Origin of the sequence: Wolbachia endosymbiont (group B) of Protocalliphora azurea (assembly GCF_947251865.1) — a bacterium.
In the GTDB taxonomy this organism is placed as follows: domain Bacteria; phylum Pseudomonadota; class Alphaproteobacteria; order Rickettsiales; family Anaplasmataceae; genus Wolbachia.
The window spans coordinates 72,313-98,716 of sequence record NZ_OX366394.1 but is presented as its reverse complement, the minus strand read 5'-3'; the positions used below and the strand labels follow the sequence as shown (position 1 = coordinate 98,716).

The following is a 26,404-nucleotide window of genomic DNA, read 5'->3' as shown; positions in this document are numbered from 1 at the left end:
AATGAGCAAAAGAGTAGTAGTTACCGGTGTTGGCTTAATTACTCCACTAGCAGCAGATGTTAATAACACCTGGTCAAAGCTGAAAGAAGGTAAATCTGGCATCAAAGCAATCAATACAGATAGGTTCGACTCTTCTGATCTTGCTTGTCAGGTTGCAGGGCAGGTGCCTATGCAATCCGATAACATTGAGCATTATTTTAATCCACCAGATTATATTTCTGAAAAAGACCTAAAAAGAACAGATCGTTTTATTCACTACGGAATTGCAGCAGCTGTTCAGGCAGTAGAAGATTCACTAATTTTGGAAAATAAAAATATTAATAAAGAGCGAATAGGTGTAGCTATTGGTTCTGGTATAGGTGGTCTTCCGTCAATTCAGGAAAATGTAATTACCATGCAGGAGAAGGGGCCTAGACGTGTTAGCCCATTTTTTGTTCCTGCAAGTCTAATAAATTTGATATCTGGTCATATTTCTATTAAATACGAATTTATAGGTCCAAATGACTCAGCGGTAACTGCATGTGCAACAGGTGCGCATGCGATTATAAACTCAGCAAGAGCTATAAAACTCGGTGAAGCTGACATTATGATTGCAGGCGGAGCAGAAAGCGCGTTATGCAGAGTTGGAATTGCAGGTTTTGCATCGATGAAGGCGCTATCAACTAAATTCAATGATAAGCCTGAAGAGGCCTCAAGGCCATGGGATGAAGAACGTGATGGATTTGTCATGGGCGAAGGAGCAGGTATATTAGTGCTGGAAGAGTATGAACATGCAAAAAAAAGAAAAGCAAAAATATATGCGGAACTCACTGGATATGGACTCACAGGAGATGCGCACCACATCACAGCACCACATCCAGAAGGAAGAGGCGCACTTAAGGCAATGGAACTTGCTTTAAGGAGTGCACAAGTAAGCCCAAGTCAAATTGGGTATATCAATGCACATGGGACTTCAACAACACTTGGGGATAAAGTTGAAGTAATAGCAATGAAGCAGTTATTCGGTGACTATGCCTATAAAATACCTGTTTCCTCAACTAAATCTTCTATAGGACATTTACTTGGTGCCGCAGGAAGTGTTGAAGCAATATTTAGTATCCTTGCATTAAACAATGGAATTGTTCCACCAACTTTAAATCTACACAAACCTTCAGAAGGGTGTGATTTAAATTTTGTACCACTTAAAGCTCAAGAGCATAAAATTCAATATGCGCTTTCTAATTCATTTGGTTTTGGTGGTACCAACGCGTCTCTCATCTTTGGAAAGGTGTAGTTAATTATGCTATTTTGAATCGACTACGAAAATGTTATTCGAGTAGCTGAAACTAGAATCCAGTTAAATTGGTCAGCATAAAAGTAATGTTGAAATATAACATTTTGATGATGATGAAGAAATGGATCCCAGTGTCAGCTACTCGAATGACTGAAGAAGAAAAAGCAAAATTTTGCCTTTTACCGCTAACCTATTATACTTACTTGATAAGTTCTATCGCTTGATTAAATGCATAAAATATTAGTAAGAAGTAACCATAAGCCCTTGATTGGAAAAATCAAGATTAATGGTTCAAAGAATGCAGTCTTGCCAATAATGGCGGCAAGCTTGTTTAGTAATTCTTCAATAACTTTGCATAACGTACCTGATTTAATTGACGTGCATTTGATGTCTGAGCTGCTTAAGAGTCTTGGTGCAGAAGTAAATTTTATATGCAATAAAGACTATAAAGCAAATCATACTTTGGAAATTGACTGTAGCAATATCAATAACCATTTAATATCACATGAAATTGCAAGCAGACTGCGAGCATCTTTTTTAATGCTAGGTCCAATGCTCAGCAGATTTGGTAGAGTTTCAACAGTATTTCCTGGTGGATGTAATATTGGAAAACGTCCTGTTGACATTCATATCAAGGCACTTGAAGCAATGGGAGCTAAAATTGAAATTGATAGCTGTAATATAACTGCAACAACAAAGGGAAAATTGCAAGGCAAAGAAATAACATTTGAAAAAGTAAGTGTTGGCGCAACAGAAAACATAATCATGTCAGCAACACTTGCAGAAGGAGTAACAACAATAAACAATGCCGCAACGGAGCCGGAAGTTCTTGATTTAATAGAGTTTCTGAAGATTATGGGTGCCAATATTGAAGTTAACAACACAAAAATCACAATAGAAGGCGTTGATGAATTAAACGGATGTGTCCACACAATCATACCAGATCGCATAGAGGCCGGTACTTATGCTTTGGCTGCTATCATTACCGACGGCGAGCTAAAGTTAGAAGGAGTAAGTTTGTCTGATATAGAATGTATTGCAAATGAATTGAAGACTATAGGAGCCAGAGTTGAGTTACATGATGATGGTATTATTATTTCTAGAAAAAATGGCTCTATTAAATCTGCTCACGTTGCAACAAATCCATATCCCAACTTTCCCAGTGATATGCAACCACAACTAATGTCTGCTATGTCAATTGCAGGTGGAATATCAATCATTGAAGAGAACGTTTTTGAAAGTAGATTTGCACATGCAAATGAGCTAAGAAAATTAGGTGCTAATATCAGCATCGAAAAAAATAAAGCTACTATAAGTGGAATAAAGAGCTTATCTGGAGCTAATCTGCATGCTAATGACTTAAGGTCAACAGCAGCTTTAATTCTCGCTTCTTTGGTAGCTAAAGGAGAAACTACAATAAATAACTCACATCATTTATGGAGAGGCTATGAAGCAATGGACGAAAAACTCAATTCATGCGGGGCTGATATTTTCGTTTCATCTTGAGGATATATTATGAATGAGACAACTAAGCGAACTACAGTAAAAGAAATAGATGACATTCTATACGAAGAACATAAAGTATTAGATCATGGATTTGTTCGAGTGATTGATTATATGGGCTCTGATAGCGCCATAGTTCAAGCTGCTCGTGTTTCTTATGGAAAGGGAACAAAACAGATAAATCAAGATGAAGCGCTTATAAAGTATTTGATGAGGCATCATCATACAACTCCATTTGAAATGTGTGAAATTAAGTTTCACGTGAAACTTCCAATTTTTATTGCAAGACAGTGGATAAGACACAGAACTGCAAATGTGAATGAATATTCCGGAAGGTATTCGATACTTGATAATGAATTTTATATACCAGAACAGGTTGCAAAACAATCTGATAATAATAAACAAGGCAGCGGTGAAGCTTTTGACTCAAGTACTTCAAAAGAAATAATAGATTCTCTAATAAATGATTCTAATTTAGTATATTCTCATTATGAGAAATTTATTGAACAGGGCCTTGCAAGGGAAATTGCCCGAACTAATCTAACACTTAATTACTATACTCAGTTTTATTGGAAAATAGATTTACACAACCTTCTTCACTTTTTAAGGCTTAGAGCTGATCAGCACGCCCAATATGAAATTAGAGTCTATGCAGAAGTTATGTTGGACATAGTAAAGAAATGGGTCCCGCTGGCCTATAATGCTTTCATTGAATACTCCTTAAAATCAGCCTGTATTTCAAAAACTGGTCTTGAAATAATTCGCAAGCTAATAAAAGGAGAAAATGTTGCGAGAGAAGAAAGTGGCATTGGTAAAAGAGAATGGAATGAGCTGATGTCTATACTTGGTAAATAGCCAAAAAGATCGAGTTATGTCCTTTCACAGACTTGCAGGTGTGAGCAACAATTTATTCATACCTTTATCAACTGATATATCAATTATTTTTGAATTTGTTCTTTCTGTTGTTTCATAAAGTTTTTCAGCTTTCTTTGAAATCAGTGTTGCATTTCTAAGTCCAATACGAACTTCGCAATAATCTGCAAAATTTTCAACATACATATCATATGAATAACGGTTTACAGCAAGTTCCATTACCCTACAAACTTCCTCTAATGTAAAATTGGCAGCTCCTGTATCAGGACAAAAGCCAACCGCTCCTTTATTAGGGTCAAAAAATATGTATTTATCATTCTCTGCTTTATACACCAACATAGAATGCCCCTCATCCTCAATGACATCTTCTTCATTACAAGCATAGCAAAAATAACTAAATTCTAAGTAGCATCCTATCTTCACATCATTTAAGAAACGTTTGATTTGTTCTTGGTTAGTATAGACCCATACTTTTGTTGAAGATAGATCGTTACATAATTGCTTATATATTATCTCATCATAATAAAATGGATCTCCTTCTCGCTTTTCAATGCTCTGAATATCAAGAATAGGTAAGAATTGCGATAAAAACTGCATCATTAATAACTTTTTCGTTTGTTCTTTTTTTCCATCAATATAATTCATAAAATCTTGTTCAGATATAATATTATCAGACTCGAGAAATCCAACAAAATCTTGCCTATTCTCTAATTTTAGAAAAGTAACAAAGTAATTTAATGAGTGACATACCCCTCTTTCGAGAGAAAAACCTAAAATTTCTTCAAATCTATCTTTTAATTGTACAATTTTAGATATACTATCTGACATAAAAGTATTCAAATTAAATTGAATAGCTTTCTCACTTTCAAATAATTTATTATATTGTTCTTCAGCTGATAAATCCGGTGCTTTGTATACATATCTACCATTTTCTCTACGTATACCTTCTATATCTTTAATTATACCTTGTTCTACATTTTTACTGATAGAAATTTGGTGCTTTCCTTTATTGGCAAATTGATTTAAAAACTCCGCAATTTCCTGTTTTGAGAGTCTTGTTTCAACTTGTCCATCTTCTCTATCTTCAGTTTTATAAAACACTTTAACTCTAGGATGTTCCTTATCAGTATAGACTTTTAATACAATAGATTGAGCAATGCGATTAACATATTTTGGCATATTGATTATTAAGATATTAACTATATATCTTAATAATAGTATAACCCACGCCACCTGTCAATTAATAAATTAATATTATTTGTTATATAAAAAAGTAAATTGCATAGTAGATTCCAGTGCTTGACACTGGAATCTAGGAATTTTGATTCTAAATTGGGTATTGGTCTAAAATTAAAATAAACGTTTGTGATGAGATTATATGAACACTGGATCCCAGTGTCGGGGCACTGGGATGACAGGAGAAGGAAACGCCGGAATGGCAGGGGAAAGAAACACTGGGATGACAGTGAAAGATCTAATTCCTTATATCAATTAATTCTCATCCACCTTTTACATTACATAAACTCATCACTTTTATAGAACATCTCATTAAAATCATTCAAAATTCGGGAACGTTCAAAAAAGTGTGTCAAGCCGCATTTTTAGTTCAACTCAATTTTCAATCTATCTGGAAAGAAAATATCAAGTTGAGACATAGTTAAAGCCCAATTAGGGAGAGCCATAATCCACCTTTGCTCTACCTTTTTTATAGCACAATATACCTGTTTGTACAAGGCATTTGTACTAGTAAATGAACCCTTAGTTTTAGTAAATTTCCTGATTTGTCTATGCAACCCCTCAATTGGATTAGTGGTGTAAATCAGCTTCCTAACTGGCCCAGAATACTTAAAATAACTGGATAAGTTTTCCCAATTGTTCTGCCAGGATTTTATAACTAAAGGATACTTTTCTCCCCATTTTTCTTCCAGCTCAAGCAGATAATTCTCAGCAATTTCTTTACTTGAAGCACGATATATTTTTTTCAGATCATTCATGAAAACTTTTACATCTTTACTGGATACATATTTCAGAGAATTTCTTATTTGGTGTACTATACATAGCTGCACTTCTGCACTGGGAAATACACTGTTGATGGCTGCAGGAAAGCTTTTTAGCCCATCTACACATGCAATCAGAATATCTTCTACTCCTCTTTCTTTGAGGTCATTTAAAACTCCCAACCAGAAGTTAGCTCCCTCACTTTCAGCCAGATAAAAACCTAATACTTCTTTTCTGCCATTTTGATTTATACCCAATATATTATACATGCATTTACTTACGCAATGTCCGTCCTCCTTGACCTTAAAAAACATGCCATCCATGAACACTATTGGATACACTGATTGCAATGGACGGCTGCGCCATTCATTGATTATTGGTAGCAGTTTATCAGTAATATTGGATATCTCTGCTGCTGATATTTTATGGTCATATATTTCCTCAACGTGTGAAGCTATGTCTCTGTATCCCATGCCACTGGCGTATGTACTTAAGACCTTTGCTTCAAGTTCTGGATGTAGGCTTGTTTGCCTTTTTTTGACTATTTGCGGTTCAAAGCTTCCTTCTCTGTCTCTTGGTGTTAATAGTTCAAATGAGCCTGAACTTGTACGTAAAGTTTTTGCATTCCTTCCATTTCTTCGGTTATTTTCTTCACTTTTAGCTGACATGTGGCTTTCTATTTCACCTTCCAGACTTGCCTCTAGCAGCCTTTTTATAAACGGTGTTAATGCTCCATCTCTTCCTGTCAATGGTCTTCCTTCTCGTATAGATGACAGGATATTTGTTTCTAATTCTTTATAATCTACCAAACCAGTAGTTCTATTTGCTTGACTCATATCAAACCTCCATTTTTTATATCAATTTATTACTTTTTTTTCGGTTTGACACACTTTTTTGAACATTCCCCAAAATTCCAAAATCTTGATTTTTAATAAATAGATGCCCATCTGCAATATAGGACTCAGCAAGAGTAAATGGTTCATCATGATGCTGTGATGCTGGCCTAACAATTTCATTGTACAAAACCATTACTTGCTCATAATTGTATCCACTACCATCATGATATTTACCACGTATAGTGTCATAAAAATTTCTTACATCATCATACGTAACTTGCAGTTCTACCTTATATTTCCCTATTTCAACAGCCTCACCCACTTTGATTTTTAAAGGATGTTGTTTCACATTATCTATAACAATTGTTTCCTCTTGCTTCTCTTCATCTCCTCTTATCGATCTTTTACTCCTTTCTTCACTCGCAGGTTGATCTGCTGGCATTTGGTCTATATCGTTAGATTCTTCTTCTTGCATAGTAATTTTTTTGAGATAGCTAAGCATATCCTTTCCAGCTTTTTCCCAAGTTGCAGCTTCTTTTGAAAGCTCACGATAATAAGAATCATTACCGCCTTTGCTATCTATTACATCTCTTGCTAGTCCTTTCTCTTCTGCCCATAACTCAGCATGTTCAACAAGTGTCCTGCCATCTTTGCCTACAACGTCAACGTCAGCTTTGTTTTTTATTAGATATTCTATTGTATCTAACTTTCCATGCCTCACTGCATGAACTAAAGGTGTCCAACCATCATTATCCTGAGCATTAATATTCGCACCTTTTTCAACTAACTGCTCTATCATCTTCTTATTCCCAAGATCAACAGCAAGATGCAAAGGTGTTAAGCCGTAGCTATCCTGAATATCAATATCCGCATTATGCTCTATGAGATATTTAACTACTTCCATATTTTTCATGTACATGGCAAAATGTAGTGGAGATTTACCAGAGCTAATATCACGGGTATCAACATCTATACCACGATCTATTAAGTATTTAGCAATTTCCGTATGTTTTAGCTCAATTGCATAGTGCAGCAGTGTTTGAGCTGACGTGTTTTTGATACCAAGATCTGCGCCATGCTCAATTAAACTCTTAACTATTTCCGCATTCCCTAGCTTAATAGCAGCAAGTAACGGAAAAGTATAATAACTTTTACTATTAGGATCTGCGTTATGATCTAATAGATACTTCACTATTTCTGTATTACCTGAATAAATAGCACTGTATAATGGCGTTTTGGAATAAGCATCTTGAATATTAGGATTTGCACCACGATCTATTAAGTATTTAGCTATCTCTATATTTCCAGACTCAATAGCATAGTGTAAAGGTGTCTTATAATACACATATTTAGTATTAGTTTTCTGATAATAATTGTCATGAACATTAAGATTTGCTCCATGATCAATAAGATATTTTGCTACTTCCGTATTTCCTGACTGAATGGCATAATGTAGTGGCGTTTGTCCATTATGGTCTCTTGTATCAGTATATGAATTGTGTTTTAGTAGCATTGCTACTTTGCTTAAATCTCCCAATGAAGCAGCAAAATGTAAACTCGTCGCACCTGTTACCTTATTTATCTCGTTTACTTTTCCTATAGTGTTTTCTACATTATTGTCATCAATATTCACCTTTAAGAAAGGCTGTTTATTATACTTCATAACTTTTGTTGTAACAGCTTTTCCTTGTTCGTCTTCACTCACTTTTTTAGCAGGTTGCATAGAATCTTCTCTACTGACACTTTCTATCTTGGTTTTATCACCACTTACATTATGTACTGGGCTATAACCATATAGACCCTTGCCTGCACTTTGTTGGCTTGTTGAACTTTCAACACTGTTAGATTCAACAACATTATATTCCATATGTTGTTCACCACTCAGCTCAGCCTTAACCCATTGTTTAAATTCTTGATCATAACCTTTCAGCTCAGTCAAAAAATCCTCAAATAATTTATTACCTTGAGACCTATTTGCACCAGATTTAGAAAGGCTCTTGAGCAAATTATCAATCATATCTGGATGTTTATCTTCAAGAAATTTGATCACTTGTTCAGCATCCGAATGATAATGTTCCCCTTTATTACTCCAAATATTATTGCGCAATATTTCATCTGGTTTGAGACCTTTATTCTTTATTGCAATCAAGGCCTCTTTATCTCCGTGGTCATTGACATGCCGACCATCTTCTAAACTTGCCATATAGTTAGCAACCCCTTCATGCATGGCCTTAGATAAGACATCACCTGTACCATAATAGGAATTAATGATAGTTAAGGCGTGCCCCAATTCGTGTTTTAAAGTTTTACACGAGTCATCAAATTGGTCTTGTAGATAAAAATAAACATGAACTTCTGAGCCACGCCCTTGAACTGTTAAGCCAGAAGCGCCTTTATAGTTAACGTTCAACTCCTTAAGATAATTTTCGTAGTCACTCTTTGTATTAAATACGAAAACATTAACTTTATTTGGTATGTTGTGCCAAGGCTGAGAATTATTAATGCCAAATGCTGAATCAAAATCTTTTATAGTACTCTCGATGGCATTTTTTACACTACTCAATTTGCTCTGAGTTAATTCCTCATCATCATATTTTATATTTATTTGAAGCTTGTGTTCGCCAAAAGTCATAACTTCACTATCTGGCACAAGATCTGCCACAATTTTATCGCCACTTTTTACATCCATCCACTGCTTAAATTCTTTTTCAACTTCTGAGTTATTCAAAAGATGTTTGAATTTTGATATCGCTTGTACTCTATCGAAGGACATTTCAGTAAGCAATTGCTTTATGAATTGAGGATGTTTTTCTTGTAGGAATGTCACTAAGCAATCTGATATTCTATAGTCGTTAGACATACTTGCTATTTTATATGGTGTATCATGCCCAGATTCATGCATTTTATTGTATGCTTCTTTTGTATAATGCATATCGCGAGTGCTTTCTTTTTTAGCTGCATCATAGCTCCACATGAAAAGCTTCATACCGGTACGTAAAACTTCAGGTACTGTATCCATATTACCGGTAGAGTACTCAAGAAATGCATCGCTCATTTTTTCCATTAAAATTTTAGATTTTGCACAAAGTAAGCCATTTACATCTCCAACAATAAAAGTCTTTGCTATCGTGCCGTCAGCTTCGTGTGCTCTTACTGTTCCACCACCCCATAATTCTCTATGGTCCTTACCACCTGAAAGTTCCTTGATGTGAGCTTTGTAATCATCGTAATTTTTCAGCACATAAAGCTGCAATTTTACTGGACCAGAATGAACGCTTTTTTGTGAATAGAAATTATCAGACCAGGCTCCGTAAGCATCTTTTACAGTTTGTTTTATATACTCAGGGGTATAACTAGCTAATCCCCCATATTTTACTTCTATTGTAAGCTGATCGTTTATTACTATACTTTCTTTATTTGGAAATAATTTTTTAATCAAAGTTTGTGATTTATCATATTCAGAATTTGTTTTAAATTTCATATCCACCTCTTAAAAATTTTCACTATAAATAAGTCTTGAGAAAAATGCGTTAACTGTAGATTCAGCCTTTACCTTGTTTTTGCACAACTGCTGAGATAGTTGATCATCGCTGAAAAGCCGATTCTTAGTATCGAGATATTTAGCATAGTTGCCAGCAAGTATTGAGTAGAAACCGCTTTCAAGTTCAAGATAAGAGCTGCTATTGAGAACAAAAAATAAATCGCTCTGGTCAAGCAGTATGTCATAACCAGAGCTCGTACAATGTAAGTATTCATTGCCTTCATACTCTGCTATGTAGTACTTACTTGCATCAAGATCACCATCAAGCTGCAAAATTGCCGCTGAACATCCATTCCCAATACTATGGCCTTTTATTACTTTAAGTACTTTAATCTCATCATTTTCTATGAGTTCCCTTAACTTTTCATTCTTTTTATTTAATTCTTCCTCTGCTTTTCTTCTGTCTTCTTCTAATTTTGTTTCTTTTTCAACAAGCTCATTTTGTATTTGCAAAAACATATCTTGAACGGTTAAGCCATTTAGAAAGTAATCCAATACAATTGACACAAACGGCTGCAATTCACCATTATCTTCAAAGCTCTTTTCCTGCTTTTTGTCATATTGAGTGGGGTTATAGATTGCATACATAGGATAAAAGCCATAATTCACCTCGTCGAATGATAACTCTATCGAAAATCCGCTCTGATCAAGTGGAAGTTTAGTAGCTAAATATCTACCATTATTATCTCTGACATACAGCTCATTTATACCATAGTGCCCACTATATTTGTTGTAATAAATATAAAAATTCTCAGGATTAAGATTAAAGTAATCATCTAAATTGTTAGGTTTACCGAGCTTTTCACGTAGAAAACTCTTGCTCTTATCTGTAAGTTTGATGCGTGTAGAGAAGTAACACCGATCTATTCGGTCACCTTTTTCTATTTCACAGTCTAGGACTATTTTATCGCTAAACATACAGAATTTCCTCACATTTCCAGTATTTATGATTATAAATTGTGTACTATGAAAAAAGCATTAAGGCTTCTCTATGTATCTAAAAACAGCGCTAACTTATGACAAGAACAGTTGACGTATTACTGCCACTTCCAATTGATCAGCTATTTTCATATGCAGTTGAGGAAGATACTGAAGTTTCAATTGGAGATTACGTAGTGGTACCATTTGGCAGAAAGCGTTTGATTGGAATAGTTTGGAAATATAGCGGCAAGAGTGATCGAGAATTAAAATGCATTGAACAAAAGATCGAGTTACCGAGTATCAGACCAAAACTGATCGAATTTGCAGAGTGGGTTGCGCAGTATAATGTAATACCTATCGGTATGCTTGCCAAAGTAATAATGGGAGGAGTATTAAAGGTAAATCAGATAGATAAGTTAGTTTTCACTAAGCAAAAGCAGGAAATAAGTGAAATAGATTGCCAATTAAGCCCTGAGCAGCAAGCAGCTCGCAATAAGATAATAAGTAATTTGAATGAGTATTCAGTGACTTTGCTTGACGGTGAAACCGGGTCTGGAAAAACGGAAGTTTATCTCTCTGTGATTGCAAGGTTAATTGAAATCGTAAACGATGCACAAGTCCTTATCCTTCTGCCAGAAATTGTTCTAACTTCACAATTGGTAAATCGTGTTCACAGTCAGATATCTGGAAATATAGCTGAGTGGCATTCAGGACTTACTCCAAAAGCTCGCCGAAATAATTGGCTCAATATAGCAAATGGAAGTGCGCAGATCATTATTGGGGCAAGGTCATCACTTTTTTTGCCTTATAAAAACCTAAAATTAATTATCGTCGATGAAGAGCATGACTCATCCTTTAAACAAGAACAGGGGATTATATATAATGCTCGAGATATGGCCATTATCTTAGCCAAGCTCGAAAATATTTCGATTATTTTATCATCCGCCACTCCGCTGCTTGAAACAATTTATCATGTTAAAAAAGGGAATTACAATCATGTAAAATTGACTAAACGATTCGGTGGTGCAGAATTGCCACAAATAAAAGTAGTAAATAATAAGCAATGGATTTCCAATGAACTTTTCGAAGGAATAAAACAAACCATAGAGAAAAAACAGCAAGTTATGCTCTTTCTAAACCGCAGAGGATACGCACAACTTACAGTTTGTAAAAAGTGTGGATACAAAATTTCCTGCTCAAATTGTGCTGTCTGGCTTACATACCACAAAAAGAAGAACGTCCTTTTGTGTCACCATTGTTCTTATCAATCAAAACTTCCAGAAAAATGCTCGAATTGTCAAAGTCAGCAGTCATTATCCCTTTGTGGTATAGGAATTGAGAGGTTACTTGAAGAAATAGTAAAATTAATACCAAACGCAAAGACTGCGATTATTAGCAGCGACCAGAAGTCGCTTGGTAGCGTAATTGACTCAGTGCTCAAAGAAGAAGTGAATATTATAATCGGTACACAAGTGATTGCTAAAGGGCATAATTTCCCTAAGTTAACTTTGGTTGGAGTGATAAACGCAGATTTAGGCCTTGAAAATTCTGACCTCAGGGCAGCAGAAAAGACATATCAATTATTGCATCAAGTTGCAGGAAGGTCGGGAAGGTTTAATGAAAAAGGAATGGTAATAGTGCAAACTAATAATCCTGAAAGTTTGATAATAAAAGCATTGCAGCAGCAAAAAAGGGATTTGTTTTATGAAATTGAACTTGAGTCAAGAAGCAAAGCTAAAATGCCCCCATTTAGTAGATTAATAGCGCTTATAGTTTGTGGTAAGGATCAATTTGCAACGCAGAAAGCAGCAAGTGAGTTAACAAGCTTTTTACATAATCAATTTTCAACTACCTCTCAGCACTTGACATTGAAAGAATTTGAAATTTTTGGCCCATCACCAGCAGCAATAAATTTCTTAAATAATAAATATCGGTATAGAGTGTTACTCAAAATACACAATAAACATAGTTTATCTATAAAGAAAAAGCTAAAATATTGGATTAAAAATTACAACTTGAATTCAAATATTGCAGTAACAATAGATGTTGATCCTGTGAGTTTCTTTTGAATTTATTTGACATTTGTAGGAATTGCTAATAAGTTCTATTAATTTTTTAATTAAAAAACTTGACTTTTATTAGAATTTATTGTATTATTGATATAATTAGAATGGGTAAATAATATGACTACTTTACTTGAAATCGTCTGTAAGAAAGGGATAGGGTATGAAGACAAAACTAGAGAATTGAAGGGGTTTCTTGGTGAGAATAACGAAATATTAATTAACAAAGAGTTATTTAAATCAGCTTTATCTATAAAGGATGCTGTAGATATAAGAAAAAAGATGGTGTATCTTATTTTGCACCACTGCATTGAATACAATAGTGCAATATCTGAGAAAAAAGAGAAATTATCATTTCAAGACGTGATGAAGATTTTAGATGAAACTGTGAATAGGTTTATTACTCCTCAGTATTTCTACAAATTGATAAATTTTCAAGATCAAAGTAGTAAAAATACATTATTACACCAAGCTGTTATAAGTAATAACACTGAGGCAATAGAAGCCCTTTTAAAATATGGTGCAAGCCCTTTGATAAAGAATAAAGAAGAGAAAATCCCATTAGATTTAGATCAAGAAGAAAAAACAAGAGAAGCACTCATTAAATCTATGAAAGACCAAGCTAAATCGAAAAAAGAAAGTGCTAGATGTAATAGTTTGATTGGCATTATACCTGGCGTTTTTCTTGGCATTGGACTCGGTGTTGGTAGTGCTTTAGTCCCTTCAATGACTATTATATTATGCACACTCGCAGTATCTGCTCTTGTTGCTGGAATAGCAGTTGGAGTGGCTATATATTTCCTAAGTCAAGACTATAAACAGGCTAAATCAATAGAAGAAGCTGTTAATCCTCAACTCTCTTCTGTCAAGTATGAAAAGACTGTAGATAATAAAGCAGTACTAGGATAACTGTGAGTTTTTTAACATTAGATTTCTTGCATAACTGGAATTCGAAAGTTCCAGCGCATTTTTCTTATTGGATCCCAGTGTCAAGCACTGGGATGACATCTTATTATGCAAGAAATCTATTCATTTAAAACTTATTTGAGAAAACGTAGCTATAAAAACCGCAGGTACCAGTTGGTTTTTATTAGCTAAATTAAAGGTCAAGTATCTGGAATTCTGAACATAAGATCCCCCTGTATAAAAAAGATTAGAAAAAATGCAGTGCACATACGACAGATATGCTCTGAAGAGGATACGCTACATTTTTAGTGAGTGTGATTTAAAAGTCTGCAGACCGAAGATAGATTTTTGAGCTCAATAAATATCTCTAACTGTAATTGTAATCAGATTTAAAATATGCGGAAGTAATTTTTTAGCTATAAAATCTTCTAAAAAATTAACACAGAAGTTAGTTTCATAAGTATTTTTATCAAAAACTATTTTAAAAAAATTTAAATAGAGTTGAAAAATTTTAAAGATGAGATACCCTACCTGAAATGCAATCCCTGTAAAATAAAGAAATATGAAAGGTGAAATAAACACTGCAGCAAATTTTCAAGCAGAAGACCTTGAGTCTAAAAATGCTACAGATCTTGATTGTTTAGCTAACTCTCTAAATTCTTTGAATGCAAAGAGTGCTGAGATTAAAGATAAAAGGAACGATGTGCCTTTTTCCAGTAGAAAAAGCAACTCGCATGTTTTAGAACTTTTTTCTAGTGAAAATGTTGAGATTAACATTCCAGATGAAACACCTTGTGCTGCTCGGAGTGAATCAGGTATAGCTGTAATATTTAGAGGTATAGCTGGGTTGTTTAAAGGTAGGAATAGTATGGACGTAACCCTTTATCAATCTAAAGTGCAACGTAGCTCTGCAATTGATTACAGTACTACAGAAAGTATAGGGTTACGGCTACTAAATATCTGTAAAGGAGAAGAAGATATCTCTTTTGATCAAGAGATTAATTTTTTATATAAAGAGGGTTATTTGTATGATGTCTTATTGTTGCAAGACGAGGAGAATCATGACACACCTTTACATGTAGCTATAAAAAGAAATCGTACTTGTTTTGTAGAAAAACTTTTGTGTATTCTTAAGGAACCATACTGTTCAAGTGAGTTTTACAAACGCAAATATTTTGAACATAAGCAAGAGAATGAAAAGCCGCTTTTCAAAGTTATTAATACTAATAACAAGGATGGAAAAGATGCAATTACTCTGGCTATTGAAAGCAATAATTCAGAATGCATTTCAGCTCTTTTTAACTACTTAACTCGTGAAAATATTAACAGAAGAAAAGATGTTGAAAATGAGTACACACCTCTACACGAAGCTATGCTTCTTAACAAAAATGAAGCAATCAAAGAGCTTCTCAAATCAAAGGATATAGATACTGAACTCATAGATAAGGAATCTTACAAAGCATATAATTATGCTAATAACAAAGAGGCCATAGAATTGTTTATTCAGCACTATAGTAGTAAAATTAGTGAGTTGCGTATAAAATTAGAAGATAATAATAAAAAACTAGCACGAATTAAGTGCGTCCTAAACAAAACAAAACTTACTTGTGTATGCTTAGCAGCCTTCGGCTCTTGTTTTAGAATGTATAGAAATTCCCATGACATAATAAATGAAGAAGTGAGTGAAGATATGTTATATTATTCTCTTGCATTGCTTGCCAACACTACAGGTCTAATATTATTTTTTAATTATTTGATCGATACAATACTTTCCAAGTATGAAGAAAAAAATTCTAGTTTGAATAAAGAGTCAGACAGTTATGTAGAAGAAAGAAATATGTTGAAAAATAAATTACGTCATTTTCAAAAAAGAAGTACCGTAGTAACTACGCAAATGTGTGAGATAATTTCAGTTATACCTGAATCAGAGTTAGGTTACAGTAGATTGTGATTACATTAATTTTTTCAAGACAGTTCTAAAAAAAGTGGGAAATCTTTTTCATAGCCAATCAAACTAAGCTTTCTTTACGAAAGGTTTGATGTTATCATTTTATAAACTATATCCTGAATTTGTTAAATGAACATTAATATAAAGAATTTAGTTCATGCTTTTTCTAAATTGCCAAGTTTAGGTCCATCATCATCACGAAGATTAGTTATACATTTGCTCCAAAATAAAGAGAAAGTCATGCTACCGCTTGCATCTTTGATTAGAGAGCTAGCGGATCTTATAATAGAGTGCAAAATTTGTGGAAACCTAGATACTAAATCGCCGTGTTCTATTTGTACTAACCCAAAGCGTGACACCAAGTTAATGTGTGTAGTAGAAGAATTGGGTGATCTATGGGCATTTGAAAAAGGGAATATATATTCAGGTATGTATCATGTTTTGGGTGGAAGGCTATCAGCAATAAATGGCATAGGTCCAAAAGAACTGAATCTTGATAACATTCCCAAAAGAGTTACAGAATTTAAAATTGAAGAGGTCATTATTGCAATCAATCCGACATTAGAAGGCCAAGTTACTGCGCAATATATAATTGAATTGCTAAAGAATTCGAATGTAAAAATATCGCGCCTTGCTTGTGGTATACCGATAGGTGGAGAAATTGACTACCTAGATGAAGGGACTCTGAAGATAGCGCTTACTTCAAGACAAGAGTATGAGTAAATACAAAAGAAGGTATGTGCTTAAAAAAACTTATATCGCTAATAACATTAAAAAAAAAAGAAGAGGAGCAATTGCCTAAGGTAACAACTTGGGAGAATGATTGCTTAGGCTATAAACAAGTTGCAAGTAGATTTAGTAATATAATTAAGACAATTGATCAGTTTTTTTCGATCGTATCCTTAGAAGGATATGATAAGTGGGGTAAGACATTTTTTTTGAAAGAATGGGTAAAGGATCTAGAGCAGCAAAATGAAATTGCAGCTTATTACAGCGCATGGGATATTAGTGCGCTAGATCAACCATTGCCTTCTTTTTTGCATTTCTTGTTTGAGGATCTATTCGCATCATACAAAGTAAAAAGGAGTGTTATACAGCAGTTCAAAAACATAAACCAAGAACTATTTTCTCTCAATACATTAGGAAAGCTGATCAGTAAATCTCCACTTGCTATGCTTTCAGTATTTCTCGATGCTGCAAAAGAGGCTGATAAGAAAGACATTGGTTTTGTCTTGGGTGAGTTAAATCTTCTCCAAAGGAGAAAAGAGAACATTAGAGATTTTAAAATACAACTAGCAGATGTGGTTAATAAAATCAGGAAAGACAAAAACATTTATATAATGGTGGATGATCTTGATATATGTCGCCCTAAATTCATTGTCGATTTTTTAGAATCCATAAAGTACATGCTTGATGTTGAGGGACTGGTTTTCATTATCTCTGTTAGCCAAGATAAGAGTAATGTGCAAAGAGCAATTAGCACAATACTTGGACCAAATTTTAGCCTAAAATCTTTTACTGATCTCTCTTTGCATTTGCCAAAACAGCCAACAGAGCAGTTTATAAGAAAACTGTTTGAAAGTTCTGAATTACCGAAAAAATCAAAGAGCTTAATTATAGATAGCTTTATATTTTATGCAGAAAGCTTCTCATTATCACTGCAGGCAATACAATACTGTATAAGAAGAATAAAGCTATGTTTTTTGAACCATGCAAAAGAAGAATTACTTGATCCGAATTTATTTACATTTTTAGTAATACTACAGTCAGTAAACACTGATTTGTACGAGGAATTATATTCATCACCTCAGAAAGTACTGGAGAAGATTGAGAGTGATTTAATGCCAAATGGTCAAGAAGAATGGAAAAAGCTTAAAATCTCTCTTGAGACTACTTTTAAAAAAAAAGAATCAAAGACTAACAAATCTTTGAAGCAAATAAGAGATATTATATTCTAGCACTTTCTTCTTAATTTGCATGACACAATGGTTGTACTTATTCCAGTTTAGCATTGGAACCATAAGTTGGCCCACATAAATTTTAGCATGTGTGACCTTGAAAGATCGCAGTGCAATACTTAAATTATTAGAGTAGTAGGCTAATAATGGAGCTCAAAATGCACAACATACAAGAAACTGAAAGTTTAAAATTTGACGCTGAAGTAGGCAAAGTACTAAATATAGTAATTCATTCACTTTATACTAATAAGGATATTTTCTTGCGTGAGTTAATATCAAATGCATCAGATGCATGTGATAAATTGCGCTATGAATCACAATTAAATGCTGATTTATTAGATTCAAGTGATGAGTTGAAGATTACTATTAGCTCCAATAAAGATAAGAATGAGCTGTATATAACCGATAATGGAATTGGAATGAACAGGCAAGATTTAATAGATAATCTTGGCACGATTGCAAGTTCTGGTACGCAAAAATTCTTGGATGCAATTAAGAATAATAAAGATTCGAGCCAAGCTGTAGAGCTGATTGGAAAGTTTGGTGTTGGTTTTTATTCAAGCTTCATGGTTGCTTCAGAAGTTATAGTAGAATCAAGGAAAGCCGGAGAAGAAGAGTCTTGGGTGTGGAAATCTAAAGGAGATGGAGAGTATTCAATCAGCAAATTAGATGGTCAAATCTCTCGTGGCACAAAAATTACGCTCATCATGCGTCCTGAAGAAAGCGAATTTTTAGACAAATTCCGTATTGAAAACATCGTTACTACTTACTCTGACCACATAAATTTTCCCGTTGAGTTTGTAAATGAAGAAGGAAAAAGTGAAAAATTAAATAGCAAAGCTGCAATTTGGACTAAGCCAAAAAATGACGTTACTCCAGAAGAGCACAACGACTTCTTCCGTGGTGTTGCACATGTGGGCGGTGAGCCTTGGATGATATTTCATAATAAAAATGAAGGTGCAATAGAGTATACGAACTTGCTTTATGTTCCTTCTATCAAGCCTTTTGATTTATTTCATCCAGATAGACGCTGCTCTGTAAAATTGTATGTAAATAAAGTGTTTATCACTGAAGATAATGTGCAGATTATACCGCAGTACTTGCGTTTTTTGAAAGGTGTGGTTGATTCACCGGATTTGCCTCTCAATATCAGCAGAGAAACACTGCAGAACAATCGCGTTGTTGAGCAGATTAGGAAATCTTTAACTAAGCGCATAATATCAGAGCTCGGCAAAAAAGCAAAAGAGAATTTAGAGGAATATACAAAATTCTGGGGCAATTTTGGTGCGGTGTTAAAAGAAGGTCTTTGCGAAGCTATGCCAACTGATGAAAGAGAAGCATTGCTTTCCATTTGCAGATTTCATAGCACCAGTGATGGTAAGCTAGTTAGCATTGATGATTATATAAGCAGAATGAAGCCTGAACAGGAACATATCTACTATCTCACAGGTAATAGTCTCGATTCAGTAAAAAACAGTCCACAACTTGAAGGATTCGTCAGCAAAGGATTGGAAGTGCTTCTATTTGTTGATCCAGTTGATGATTTCTGGACTAGCGTGATTCATGAATATAAAGATCAAAAATTTAAGTCTGTTACCCGCGCTGATGTTGATTTAGAAAAATTTTCTTCAGAAGAAGGCAAGAAAGATGAAGAAAATAAATCAGATGAAAACAAAAGCGAAGAAAACGCGGATTCTATACTCGAATACTTCACCAAGGTTCTTGGAAGCTTAGTAAAAAGTGTAAAGATCTCTAAGAAATTAACCGATAGTCCTGTGTGTCTAGCAGTTGATGAAGGAACTATGGATCTCCGTATGGAGCGTTTTTTACGTGAACAGAAGCAGCTAAATTACCGCACGCCAAAAGTACTTGAAATTAACATTAAGCATCCTTTGATAAGAAACATAATGGAATCTCACGCTAAAAATGGTGAAAATCCAACACTTGGAGATATGATTTACTTATTGTTCTATCAAGCTTGTATAGTGGAAGGTGAAGAGATGGAAGACGTAAGTCTATTTGCTAAAAGGCTCAATAACTTGCTTGGCAAAATTTCTATTTAATGCTATACTTAGTTTAGCTAATAATTAGGGGGTAAAACATGGGGTGGAATTTACTTGGTGGGCTCATGCCGCCAGCAGTAGATACTGCAGAAGAAAGGGAGCGTCGCCATTCCAGAGATTCAGGTGCTGAAGAAGAATTTGAAGTTTTAGAACAAGAAGAAATTAAGGAGCATCGTCATTCTGGAGATTCAGGCAATTGTTCAGAGGTTGAGGAAGGACAAAATACTAACAGAGCAATTGAATTGGAATTTCAGCTAACACAATCTTTGCTAAGTCAAGTAAAGGCAGGTGAGAATAATAGGAATGCAAATTCTGGCAAGCAAGCACAACTTGATTTGGAAAGAATGGATTTTGTAATTAATGGGCAAACAATAAGCAAAGCGTATGTTCACGAGTTATATTGCCAGCACAATCACTTAATTTCGAGTGAAAATGCAAATTACCGCCTGTTTGCTAAGCAAGTTTTCACAGAAATGTTTAAATATGCTAAGGCAGAAACTCCAAATGACAATATATTAGAAGAGTTAATTACTAATTGCAATCAGGCTGGGTATGATGGCTCTTTGTTAATGCAGCTCTCTCCTATATTCTCTAAGCATAAACTAAGCTTGCCTCATGCCAACGATAGAAAGATAAGTATTGTATATAATAGCCAAGGTTCTCTCAATATTCAGTATTGTCCAAGTATGCCTGTTAGAGAACTTGATACAAATAAGGAAATATGCAGGGTTGATGCTATTTTAGAGTTCACCCTTAAGTTTCGAGATAGTAAGGTAGAGTATGAAAACGGCAAAGTAACACTTGCTATTCCTGAACAATTAGAGAATTACAAAGTTGATGGCAAAAGTTTGTTAGATGAAATAAATAGGCATTTCGAAGATGAGGATAATAGAATTACAGAGACTCTTGAGAAAAATATGAATGAAGGACCTAAGTCATTTGCTGCTGAAGACTTGTCTATTACTGAGAGTTCATCTGATAGTAGTGAAGTAGCAAACAAAGTAGTTACTGATCCAGGCATTTTAGGTAATGTTGCGAATGTATTGGTAGGTGTTGCAGAAGTTACAGCAGTTGTAGCAACAGAGTTATTTTGGCCTCAAGATCAGGTTAATATAGAACCAAGGCATAATGAAGAAGAATTTACCATTACCCCTAAAAATTTAACCTTTGATGGATTAATAGACGTTATAAATAAAGCAAAAAATTATGGTGATTATGCAGATTTAGATAAAACTATAAATAATATAGAGGAAAGCGATAGATTTATTACTGATTTAAATTGTGGTAATTTGAAGGATTTTTGCTCTCAACAGCTTAATTTGACTGATCATATGCACAATGTGCTGTTGAATAATAGCTATGATGAAACAAATGGTTATTATAATTATTCAGTAAAAGAGCTTTCACTACTAGCCATTGCAGCTAATGATACGCTTGTGGAAAGATATGCAGAAACGCATAAAAGTATATTATTTACGCAAGATGAAGAGCTCGATAGGCCACTTATTGGTGTTGGTGGACAATGCTATATTAAGTTTTTATTAGAGCATTTGGATAAGCCGAATCATACTATGTTTTTGGATGATATATGTAAAAAACTTGAAAGGGCATCTTTTGTTGGTAATCAGAAATGCGTGGAAGTGATACTAAATAGGTTTAAGAATACTGAGGCTGAAGGTAGAATTATTTTTTCATCTAAACTTTTGCACTATGCTATACACTTAGCTCCTGAAAGTAAAGCGGCAGAGGTAATTGTTAATCGTAAAGTTGTTGATATTAATAGTATAGATAATTCTGGAATTGCACCTTTGCATTGGGCTGTGGCACGTAATAATTTAGAATTAATGGGCTTGCTTATTGGAAATGGCGCTGAGATTGATATTCAAGATGAGAGGCATGGCAGAACAGCTTTACATTGGGCTGCTTACCATGATAAATTTGAAATAGTAAAATTACTTGTAAACAAGGGAGCTGATTGGAACATTCAAGATAGAGATGGCAAAACAGCTTTAGATCTGGTAGGAACGAAAAGTTTATATTTGGTAAGGGAAGAAAACAGGGAAAAATCTTCTAGTGAATCAAAAATCACAAAATTTCTTGAAGGTTTAGATGATAAAACACCTTTGCATTTAAATATTAAAAAAGATCCAGAATCCAAAAATATTGATAATCAACAGCCGCAAAGAAACATTGTTGATAAAGTAGAGAATATTATGAATAATGAAGAGGCTTCAATAGAAGAAGCTATAGGTAATAATTGTGAGGAGGGTAAAATGCCTGGAAATGAAAAAATTATAGGAGAAAAATTGTCTAATGCTGTCGATAGAATCAATCTTACTCGTTTGATACATTTATTAAAGAAATTAGAAGTCAGCACATATGAACCTACTGTACAGAAGCTCTTGGACCAAGCAAATGACAAAATTACAAATTTGGAAGAGGGTGAGCAAAAAGAGGCTCTTGAACAAATAATACTATTTCTTGAAAATGAGCTCAAGCACACTGCTGCTACATTACCAGTAGACAACAATGTAGAAGCTGCTGCAAGTAGCCAAGAAGCTCCTTTGGTAGAGTCTAAAGAAAGCTCACCATCACTGAGTTCTGAGGAGGATGATTTTTCTAAACTTGAAGGTAATAAAAGTGATTGCTCTGCCGGAACTTCCTCAGACTCTAATAGTAATTCTCCATTTGAAAAAATTAGTGAAGAAGGTCATGAAACAAGAATATCTGTAATTGACACAGTGGAAGCTGAAGCAACAGCTAATGGTACTGTTTCTAGTAATTCTGTTCCTTGTACTTTAAGAGTAGAATTAACAAGTGATGATGAAGATGAATTTCTTTCGATTGAAATTGAAGATGTTAATAATGATATTAACGTTAATCAACCTACTGAGCATGTAGAACAAGTTGCTAACGGAAATGGACAGCCAAAAACAGAATTGCCAAGAATTAATGAGCAAAGCAGCAAAAGTGGCCTCAAAAAAAATCCACAAAATACAAAGAAGTATGTTGTAGCTGCTTCTGCGCTTGCAATAGCCGGTATTGTTTCAGGGGTGGCTGTTGCAGTTTACTTGGAAATGTTAGCGGTAGGAATAGCAGTTGCAGCTTGTTGTCTTATTGCAGCTACAGTTACATACTGCTGTAGACCTAAAAGCTTAATTGAGAATGGTGAGCCTGCAGAGATTGTGTTCAAGGAAAGGTCTGTATACTAAATATAGTAGTCTATTATTTAATAATTTATTATAATTATATTGATTATTAATAGATAAAAACTTGGTAGACTACGAAGAGATGCTTGCTAAGTTGACAAAATTGCCATTTAATGCTACACTTAGCTTAGCTACTAATTAGTGAGGAAAAACATGTTAGGTTCAGATTTTGTATCACAGGAATCAAACAAAATTTTAAAGAAATCAGATTCTAGGGATTCGGGAACTGAAGAAGGGTTTGAAATTTTAGAACGAGAGGAAAAAGAGCGCCGTCGTTCTGAGGATTCAGGTAATGAAAGTCAAGAGGAATCTGGCGTTAATAATTCTGATACTAAATCTAGTGCAGTAACTACGTTAGAATTTCAGCTAACACAATCTCTGCTGGGTCAAGTAAAGGCAGATGAGAATAATGAAGATGTAAAGTCTGGTAACACAGCTTATCAAGACCTATATAGAACGGATTTTTTTGTAATCAATGATCGCACTATAGATAATAGTTTCATTAAAGGGTTATATGATAAATATAATGAGGGAGATGATAAACGTCTGTTTGCAAAGTATGTTTTTACGGAAATTTTTAAACATGCTAAAGCAGAGGTTCCAAATGACTATATACTGGAAGAGTTAATTACTAGTTGCAATCAAGCTGGGTATGATGGCTCTTTGTTAATGCAGCTCTCTCCTATATTCTCTAAGCATAAACTAATCTTGCCTCATGCCAATGATAGAAAGATAAGTATTGTATATAATAGCCAAGGTTCTCTCAATGTTCAGTATTGTCCAAGTATGCCTGTCAGGAAACTTGATACAAATAGGGAAATATGCAGGGTTGATGCTATTTTAGAGTTCACACTTAAATTTCATAATGGTGAAGTAGAGTATGAAAATGGTAAAGTAACACTTATCATTTCTGAGGAATTAAAAGCTGGTAGGGAAAGTTTACTAGACGATATTAATGAACGTTTCACAGATTATGATAATGATGGATTTATTCATTTACACGTTGCAGCACAAAAAGGTAATGTTGAGCTTGGCAGGCATTTACTAGAATGTGGTGCAAATATTGAGATTAAATCAAAAACAAAAGTAGGTGGTGACACTGCACTTCATTTAGCTGCCAAGAGTGGTCATAAAGATTTTGTGAAGCTTTTACTTGATAATGACGCAAATGTTAATTCAGTAAGCAGTACAGGCAGCAGAGTAACTCCTTTACATGAAGCAGCATATAGTGGACATTCAGATGTTGCAGAATTGCTAATAGAGCGTGGCGCAACAGTTGATGCTAAAGAACGATATAATCTTACTCCTTTGATGTATGCTTCTGCAGAAGGTAATTCGGCAATGGTGGAATTACTTTTAAAAAAAAAGGCAGATCTTTATTTACAACATCATAATGGTGAAACTGCATTGCACTTAGCTGCTGATAATGGTCATTCTGATGTAGTTGCCATTTTGATAGGTGCAGCAAAAGATAAAAAAAAGTATGTTAATACACAAAGTAGGGATATTGGTACTGCGCTACATGTTATAGCTTATAATCGAAAAATAAATGAAGGGCATAAAAAATCTGCAAAATTGCTAATAGACAATGGTACAAGCCCGTATTTAGAAAACGATCCAATTATTAATAAACCATCAGATACTCTTTTGAAAGGAAGCTCTTTAGATATGGCAAAAAAGCGAGGAAATAAGGGATTTTTGGAATTTATGTCATCTTTAGGCTATTCAGCAACCGTACCAAGCAATTCAAAGAATGATCCACAAAACACAAAAAAGTATGTCGTAGCTGCTTCTGCGCTTGCAATAACTGTTATTGCCTTAGGAGCAGCTGTTGCAGTTTACTTGGAAATGTTAGCAATAGGAATAGCAGTTGCAGTTTGTTGTCTTATTGCAGCTACAATTACGTACTGCTATAGGCCTAAAAGCTTAGTTGAGGATAATCAGGTCACAAAGGTTATGCAGACAGAAGAATGTCAGTCTAAGTAATAAATATAGTAGTCTATCATTTAATAATTTATTATAATTATATTGATTGTTAATAGATAAAAACTTGGTAGACTACGAAAAAATATTCTTAAATAAAATCAAAGATATAAAAGAAGAAGGGCGCTATCGTGAATTTACGCATTTTGCGTCATTACCTGGCAAACTTCCCTATATTATGGATTATGAAAGAAATAGAGAGGTTATTGTCTGGTGCAGTAATAATTATCTGGGAATGTCACAAAACGATAGTGTCATTGCTGCTATTCAAAATTCATCTGTTGGTGCTGGAGGAACAAGAAATATATCAGGTACAACAAAGGAAGTTGTTGAGCTCGAGAAATCTTTGGCTGACTTGCATCAAAAAGAAGCTGCTTTAACTTTTGCTTGTGGCTATCTTGCCAACCAAACTACACTTAGTACTTTATCGTCTGTTATTCCGGGCGTGGTAATTTTTTCAGATGAGAAAAACCATTCTTCAATGATAGAAGGTATAAAATCAGGAAAAAGACCGAAGCACATATTTAGGCATAATGATGTTGATCACTTAGAGCAGTTGCTAAAGTCTATAGATATAAAAACGCCGAAAATAATAGCACTTGAATCTGTATACTCAATGGATGGTGATGTAGCACCGCTTGAAGCGATATGTGATCTAGCAGATCAGTATAATGCAATTACCTATTTGGATGAGGTACACGCAGTTGGCATGTATGGACCGCGCGGTGGCGGAATTGCAGAAAGAGAAGGTTTGATGGATAGAATAACTGTTATTCAGGGTACATTATCAAAGGCTTTTGGAGTGATGGGTGGATATATAGCGTCTTCAAAGAGCTTGGTGGATGTAATAAGAAGTTCAGCCCCAGGATTTATTTTTACTACTGCTATGTCGCCCGTTTTAGCAGCAGCAGCAAAGGCAAGCGTTGAGCATCTAAAATCAAGCAACATTGAAAGAGAAAAGCAGAAGCAGGTGGTTGAGAAAGTAAAAGACTCACTGAGAAATGCAGGAGTGAATTTTATGCAAACAGAAACTCATATAATTCCAATCATAATTGGCGATCCTGAGTTGTCCAAAAAAGCATCAAAATTGTTATTTGATGAGTATGGAATATATGTACAACATATAAATTACCCAACAGTTTCAAAGGGGACTGAGCGCTTCCGTATTACTCCTACGCCTTACCATACAAATGAAATGATAGAGCATTTAACAAAATCTCTTGTAAAAGTTTTTGAGAAATTATCTGTTTGTGTCTGTTGTTGAGTTTAAAGTTGCCAAGAATAAGGTATCTATTTAAAAGCATGGTTAATGTACAAAATCAGTGCTTT

Annotated in this window: 16 protein-coding genes; 12 read left to right on the top strand and 4 right to left on the bottom strand. The window is 34.5% G+C overall.

The window, feature by feature from the left end; genetic code table 11:
• Position 1: 1 nt before the first annotated feature.
• The 3 genes from fabF to thyX all read left to right on the top strand — a co-directional run bounded on the left by fabF (position 2) and on the right by thyX (position 3,631).
• Positions 2-1,273, top strand: a complete 1,272-nt coding sequence (gene fabF / locus OPR35_RS00415) for a beta-ketoacyl-ACP synthase II (RefSeq protein WP_265024867.1) — start codon at positions 2-4, stop codon at positions 1,271-1,273.
• A gap of 228 nt (positions 1,274-1,501) precedes the next feature.
• A complete protein-coding gene (gene murA, locus OPR35_RS00410; protein WP_264684912.1) occupies positions 1,502-2,779 on the top strand; it encodes a UDP-N-acetylglucosamine 1-carboxyvinyltransferase in 1,278 nt (425 codons plus the stop codon).
• A gap of 9 nt (positions 2,780-2,788) precedes the next feature.
• Positions 2,789-3,631 carry an FAD-dependent thymidylate synthase gene (gene thyX, locus OPR35_RS00405; protein ID WP_007302176.1) on the top strand — a complete coding sequence of 281 codons (843 nt, stop codon included), beginning with the start codon at positions 2,789-2,791 and terminating at the stop codon, positions 3,629-3,631.
• Positions 3,632-3,655: 24 nt separating this feature from the next.
• Here thyX and OPR35_RS00400 read toward each other — a convergent pair whose 3' ends face one another.
• The 4 genes from OPR35_RS00400 to OPR35_RS00385 all read right to left on the bottom strand — a co-directional run bounded on the left by OPR35_RS00400 (position 3,656) and on the right by OPR35_RS00385 (position 10,942).
• Positions 3,656-4,828, bottom strand: coding sequence for a hypothetical protein (locus OPR35_RS00400; RefSeq protein WP_019236757.1), 1,173 nt, complete (start codon positions 4,826-4,828; stop codon positions 3,656-3,658).
• A 422-nt stretch (positions 4,829-5,250) separates the two neighbouring features.
• Positions 5,251-6,483 carry an IS256 family transposase gene (locus OPR35_RS00395; protein ID WP_265024688.1) on the bottom strand — a complete coding sequence of 411 codons (1,233 nt, stop codon included), beginning with the start codon at positions 6,481-6,483 and terminating at the stop codon, positions 5,251-5,253.
• Between the two features lie 16 nt (positions 6,484-6,499).
• Complete coding sequence (locus tag OPR35_RS00390) at positions 6,500-9,964, bottom strand: ankyrin repeat domain-containing protein (RefSeq protein WP_265024866.1); 3,465 nt, start codon at positions 9,962-9,964, stop codon at positions 6,500-6,502.
• A 9-nt stretch (positions 9,965-9,973) separates the two neighbouring features.
• Entirely contained in the window at positions 9,974-10,942 is a 969-nt protein-coding gene (locus tag OPR35_RS00385) for a hypothetical protein (RefSeq protein WP_265024865.1), read from the bottom strand.
• A gap of 98 nt (positions 10,943-11,040) precedes the next feature.
• Between OPR35_RS00385 and priA the strand changes: the two genes are divergently transcribed.
• The 9 genes from priA to hemA all read left to right on the top strand — a co-directional run bounded on the left by priA (position 11,041) and on the right by hemA (position 26,339).
• Entirely contained in the window at positions 11,041-13,014 is a 1,974-nt protein-coding gene (gene priA / locus OPR35_RS00380; protein WP_265024864.1) for a replication restart helicase PriA, read from the top strand.
• Positions 13,015-13,128: 114 nt separating this feature from the next.
• Positions 13,129-13,917 carry an ankyrin repeat domain-containing protein gene (locus OPR35_RS00375; protein WP_096097162.1) on the top strand — a complete coding sequence of 263 codons (789 nt, stop codon included), beginning with the start codon at positions 13,129-13,131 and terminating at the stop codon, positions 13,915-13,917.
• A 559-nt stretch (positions 13,918-14,476) separates the two neighbouring features.
• Positions 14,477-15,865, top strand: a complete 1,389-nt coding sequence (locus OPR35_RS00370) for an ankyrin repeat domain-containing protein (protein ID WP_007302183.1) — start codon at positions 14,477-14,479, stop codon at positions 15,863-15,865.
• A 132-nt stretch (positions 15,866-15,997) separates the two neighbouring features.
• Entirely contained in the window at positions 15,998-16,585 is a 588-nt protein-coding gene (recR, locus tag OPR35_RS00365; protein ID WP_180708353.1) for a recombination mediator RecR, read from the top strand.
• Positions 16,586-16,599: 14 nt separating this feature from the next.
• Positions 16,600-17,820, top strand: coding sequence for a KAP family P-loop NTPase fold protein (locus OPR35_RS00360; protein WP_096097163.1), 1,221 nt, complete (start codon positions 16,600-16,602; stop codon positions 17,818-17,820).
• Positions 17,821-17,978: 158 nt separating this feature from the next.
• Complete coding sequence (gene htpG, locus OPR35_RS00355; protein WP_026097246.1) at positions 17,979-19,883, top strand: molecular chaperone HtpG; 1,905 nt, start codon at positions 17,979-17,981, stop codon at positions 19,881-19,883.
• A gap of 38 nt (positions 19,884-19,921) precedes the next feature.
• Positions 19,922-23,095, top strand: coding sequence for an ankyrin repeat domain-containing protein (locus tag OPR35_RS00350; protein WP_265024863.1), 3,174 nt, complete (start codon positions 19,922-19,924; stop codon positions 23,093-23,095).
• A gap of 150 nt (positions 23,096-23,245) precedes the next feature.
• Entirely contained in the window at positions 23,246-25,078 is a 1,833-nt protein-coding gene (locus OPR35_RS00345; RefSeq protein ID WP_264685542.1) for an ankyrin repeat domain-containing protein, read from the top strand.
• A gap of 64 nt (positions 25,079-25,142) precedes the next feature.
• Positions 25,143-26,339 (top strand): 5-aminolevulinate synthase, encoded by a 1,197-nt coding sequence (hemA, locus tag OPR35_RS00340; protein WP_007302191.1) that lies wholly within the window; start codon positions 25,143-25,145, stop codon positions 26,337-26,339.
• Positions 26,340-26,404: the final 65 nt, after the last annotated feature.

Bases quoted from the DNA above. Each gene is read 5' to 3' on its own strand.
- thyX (WP_007302176.1), top strand. From the start codon at position 2,789: ATGAATGAGACAACTAAGCGAACTACAGTAAAAGAAATAGATGACATT.
- OPR35_RS00345 (WP_264685542.1), top strand. From the start codon at position 23,246: ATGTTAGGTTCAGATTTTGTATCACAGGAATCAAACAAAATTTTAAAG.
- OPR35_RS00375 (WP_096097162.1), top strand. From the start codon at position 13,129: ATGACTACTTTACTTGAAATCGTCTGTAAGAAAGGGATAGGGTATGAA.
- murA (WP_264684912.1), top strand. From the start codon at position 1,502: ATGCATAAAATATTAGTAAGAAGTAACCATAAGCCCTTGATTGGAAAA.
- OPR35_RS00385 (WP_265024865.1), bottom strand. From the start codon at position 10,942: ATGTTTAGCGATAAAATAGTCCTAGACTGTGAAATAGAAAAAGGTGAC.
- OPR35_RS00350 (WP_265024863.1), top strand. From the start codon at position 19,922: ATGGGGTGGAATTTACTTGGTGGGCTCATGCCGCCAGCAGTAGATACT.
- OPR35_RS00400 (WP_019236757.1), bottom strand. From the start codon at position 4,828: ATGCCAAAATATGTTAATCGCATTGCTCAATCTATTGTATTAAAAGTC.
- fabF (WP_265024867.1), top strand. From the start codon at position 2: ATGAGCAAAAGAGTAGTAGTTACCGGTGTTGGCTTAATTACTCCACTA.
- htpG (WP_026097246.1), top strand. From the start codon at position 17,979: ATGCACAACATACAAGAAACTGAAAGTTTAAAATTTGACGCTGAAGTA.
- OPR35_RS00390 (WP_265024866.1), bottom strand. From the start codon at position 9,964: ATGAAATTTAAAACAAATTCTGAATATGATAAATCACAAACTTTGATT.
- OPR35_RS00370 (WP_007302183.1), top strand. From the start codon at position 14,477: ATGAAAGGTGAAATAAACACTGCAGCAAATTTTCAAGCAGAAGACCTT.
- priA (WP_265024864.1), top strand. From the start codon at position 11,041: ATGACAAGAACAGTTGACGTATTACTGCCACTTCCAATTGATCAGCTA.
- OPR35_RS00395 (WP_265024688.1), bottom strand. From the start codon at position 6,483: ATGAGTCAAGCAAATAGAACTACTGGTTTGGTAGATTATAAAGAATTA.
- OPR35_RS00360 (WP_096097163.1), top strand. From the start codon at position 16,600: ATGTGCTTAAAAAAACTTATATCGCTAATAACATTAAAAAAAAAAGAA.